The following is a 4,033-nucleotide window of genomic DNA, read 5'->3' on the forward strand; positions in this document are numbered from 1 at the left end:
CTCACCTCTTACCATTCCGAACAGAGAAGTTAAGCCTGATAGCGCCAATGGTACTACAATCGTGGGAGAGTAGGTCGTCGCCTTCCTTGAAACCCTTCATAAAAATATGAAGGGTTTTTTTTATGCCCTAATCTTACCCTAGGTATAAAATAGAATACTAGTTTTTATGTGAATTTATTGATCATAAGATGGAAGCTATACTCATGATTACTTTAGACTATTTCATATAAATAGTAAAATAATAAATAAAGACATCTTTTTAACTATAAGCTTTTCTGTTATATTTAAAGAATATTACAGAAAACGAAATAGAATGAGCACACAAAAATCAAGACGCAACTTTATTAAGCAAACTGCAATAGTAGGAGCGGGTATTTCGGTATTGCCAACAGTAGGTTTTGGTAATCAATTTAATACCCAAAAGGATAAACTCAAGCTGGGGTTGATAGGAGTTGGCTTAAGAGGAACCAATCATTTGAAAAATGTTTTGTTAAGAGATGATGTATTAGTAACAGCAATTTGTGATATTGATCAATCAAGAATAGATTTATCCTTAGAAACAATTGATAAAGCAGGAAAAGAAAAGCCAAAGGTTTTTGCTAAAAATGAGTATGATTATAGAAATCTTCTTGATCTTGAAGAGGTAGATGCCGTAATTATATCAACTCCTTGGTTGTGGCATACTAGAATGGCAAAAGAAGCCATGAAAGCTGGGATATACACTGGATTAGAAGTATCTGCGGCCAATACATTAGAAGAATGCTGGGATTTAGTTAATACCCATGAGGAGACAGGAACTCATCTTATGATTTTAGAAAATGTAAATTATAGAAGAGATATTTTGGCAGTACTTAATATGGTAAAACAAAATGTTTTTGGTGAATTAGTACACTTTAGATGCGGATATCAACATGATTTGCGATTTGTAAAATTAAATGATGGAAAGACTGCTTACGGAAAAGGGGTTGAATTTGGAGAAAAAGGTATTTCAGAATCAAAATGGAGAACACAACATTCTGTAGTTAGAAATGCAGATGTATATCCAACACATGGGGTAGGGCCAATGGCTACAATGTGTAATATAAATAGAGGAAATCGATTTTCGTCAATAACATCAAATGCTACAAAAAGTATTGGATTACACAATTATATAGTCAAACATGGGGGAGAAGAGCATCCCAATGCCAAAGTAAAATTTAGACAAGGAGATGTTATTACCTCTACCATAGAAACAGCAATGGGAGAAACAATAATAGTAACTCATGATTGTAATTTACCACGTCCCTATTCATTAGGATTTAGAGTTCAAGGAGCAAACGGATTATGGGAGGTAGATGGAAATAGAATATATGTAGAAGGGAAATCAGAACCACACAGATGGGAGAAAGCAGATACGTGGCTAGAAAAATATGATCATCCATTATGGAAAAAATATGGGGAACATGCAATGGGAGCTGGACATGGTGGAATGGACTTTTTTGTGATAAATGCTTTTATAAAATCAGCGAAACAAAAAATTGCTCCACCATTGGATGTATATGATGCAGCAGCGTGGAGTTCTATTACGCCATTATCAGAAGCTTCTATAGAAAATAATGGTGAACCACAAGATTTTCCTGATTTTACCAGAGGGTTATGGGTAAAAAGAAAACCTTATAACTGGATTAAAGATACTTATTGATGAATAAAAAATAAATTACGATTAAGATAAGATATTAATATTAGAAAGAGGTTTTGAAAAAAATAAAAATACTATCCCCAGGTAGAACATGCTTGTTTGGAGATCATCAGGATTATTTAGAATTACCTGTAATAGCATGTGCAATAGATAGGTATATCAAACTAGACGCTGTAGATAATAATACAACGTTTTTCAAGATACAATTACCTGATATAGGAGAGGTAAGAGATATTCATATACACGATAAGTTTGAAACAATGTCGTATCGAGATTATTTTGCATCATCTCTAAGGGTATTGAGACGATATGGCTGTATTCCTGATAAAGGATACAATATTGTAATAAAAGGTGATTTGCCACTTAATGCGGGAGTTTCTAGTTCGTCTGCATTGATTATAGCTTGGATAAAATTTTTGTTAGAAGTATTTGGAGCAAACCAGGAAATCACCCCAGTTATAGTTGCTAGAATTGCATATGAAGCAGAGGTTTTAGAACATAATGAACCAGGAGGACTTATGGATCAATATTCAATAGGTATAGGTAATGTTTTGTTTATTGATACAAGTAAAGAAGCGTCTTATCATACTATTAAGAATAGTATGTCAGGGTTGATTGTAGGAGAATCTGGAGTAAAAAAAGAGACCATAGGTACTTTGGGAGATAGGAAAGAAAAAGCATTAAAAGCGATTGAGTATATAGCTGATAAAATTCCTGATTTTGACTTGAAAGCAACAAAATTAGAAGAATATGATGACTATGAGAAATACGTTCCAACAGAATTGAAGCCTTATTTTTTTGCAGCGCTAAAAAATCATTCAATCACTTTGAAAGCACTAGAGGAACTAAAAAAAGAGTGTCCCGATATGAAGTATGTTGGGAATCTAATGAATGAACACCATCTTGTGCTCAAAGATATTCTTAAAATAACAGTACCTATAATAGATAATATGGTAGCAAGAGCTATAGAAGCTGGAGCATATGGAGTAAAGATAGTGGGATCTGGTGGTGGTGGAAGTATTGTTGCGCTAGCTCCAAAAAACAAAGAACAAACTGTTATTGAAGCAATTGAAAAAGAAGGTAAAGCTGCATATGTTGTTAGTGTAGATGCAGGTGCTAGAGTTGTTTAAAAAAAATAAGGAATATGCATGAAAATTTAATTATTCTGGCAGGAGGAGCTTCTTCTAGAATGAAAAAAGAAACAACAACAGGACTTAGTAGTGAGTTAACAGTACAAGCAAATACAAGAACAAAATCTCTTATTAGTATTGATGCAGCAGGAAGACCTGTTATGGATTACCTATTATATAATGCCAAAAAATCTGGATATACTAAAATTTTTATTGTTATAGGAGAGAATGGAGGGTTGATGAAGGAGTTTTATGGGGCAGAGGATAAAGGAAATGACTTTCATGGGTTAAGGATTAATTATGCGGTACAATACATACCAAAAAATAGAGTCAAACCTTTTGGTACAGCAGATGCACTTTGTCAAGCAATTATTCAATATCCACAATTAAGAAATGATAGCTATACAGTATGTAATAGTGATAATTTATATTCAATAGAAGCATTACAAGCATTACGAGAAATAAATCACCCTAATGCATTTATGAGTTATGATAGAGATGCATTGCAGTTCCCAATAGAGCGTATAGCTCAATTTGCATTGGTGTCTTTGGATAATGAAGGTTTTTTAGAAAAAATAATCGAGAAACCATCAGTGATAGATAGTCAGCGATATAAGGATAAAGAAGATAAGCTTAGAGTAAGTATGAATGTATTCAAATTTAATGGAGCAATGTTTCAGGATTATATTGATAATTGTCCTGTAAGCGCAAAACGAAACGAAAAAGAATTACCCACAGCTTTATTAAACATGGTAAAAGAAAATAAACAATCTGTTATAGGTATTCCAATTTCAGAACATGTGCCAGATCTAACTTCAAAAGAGGATATTGCTATTTTAAAAAAATATATAGAAAAAGAATATGTAGATATGAATTGGGATTGAGGTAATAGGGTAAATTAATTTTGATGTATGTGTTTTTATGAATTTATTAAAAAGGCTATTATTCTTGAATTCTAATTCTTGAAATATTTCAGAAAATGACAAATCATTTTTATTATTTTTTTGAGCAAAAACAATATAAGATTAGTTGTTTCTTTTGGCTATATTCTACTATATGACTGATTCAGTTGTTGTTTTCCAAATTTGCCATGCATTTTGTCCAGCAAGGGCATAGTAGTCAAAGGATTTGAGACGTTGGTTATTCTCTTTTATGCGTTCCAAGACCATAAACCAGTTCATATAATTCTGTAGATATTTAGTTGCCACTCCATTAAATGGTTTCA

At 32.6% G+C, this 4,033-nt stretch carries 3 protein-coding genes and 1 rRNA gene; all 4 read left to right on the forward strand.

Going from position 1 to position 4,033, the window contains the following annotated elements; translation table 11 throughout:
• Positions 1-86 (forward strand): 5S ribosomal RNA (gene rrf, locus CVD18_RS21640); the annotation flags it as partial.
• 227 nt (positions 87-313) lie between these two features.
• Positions 314-1,681 carry a Gfo/Idh/MocA family protein gene (locus CVD18_RS21645; protein ID WP_103867547.1) on the forward strand — a complete coding sequence of 456 codons (1,368 nt, stop codon included), beginning with the start codon at positions 314-316 and terminating at the stop codon, positions 1,679-1,681.
• A gap of 53 nt (positions 1,682-1,734) precedes the next feature.
• Positions 1,735-2,808, forward strand: coding sequence for a galactokinase family protein (locus tag CVD18_RS21650; RefSeq protein ID WP_103867548.1), 1,074 nt, complete (start codon positions 1,735-1,737; stop codon positions 2,806-2,808).
• 14 nt (positions 2,809-2,822) lie between these two features.
• The gene (locus tag CVD18_RS21655; RefSeq protein WP_103867549.1) at positions 2,823-3,692 is read left to right on the forward strand and encodes a sugar phosphate nucleotidyltransferase; all 870 of its coding nucleotides are present in this window, start codon (positions 2,823-2,825) and stop codon (positions 3,690-3,692) included.
• Positions 3,693-4,033: the final 341 nt, after the last annotated feature.

The organism is Aquimarina sp. I32.4, from assembly GCF_002924285.1.
In the GTDB taxonomy this organism is placed as follows: domain Bacteria; phylum Bacteroidota; class Bacteroidia; order Flavobacteriales; family Flavobacteriaceae; genus Aquimarina.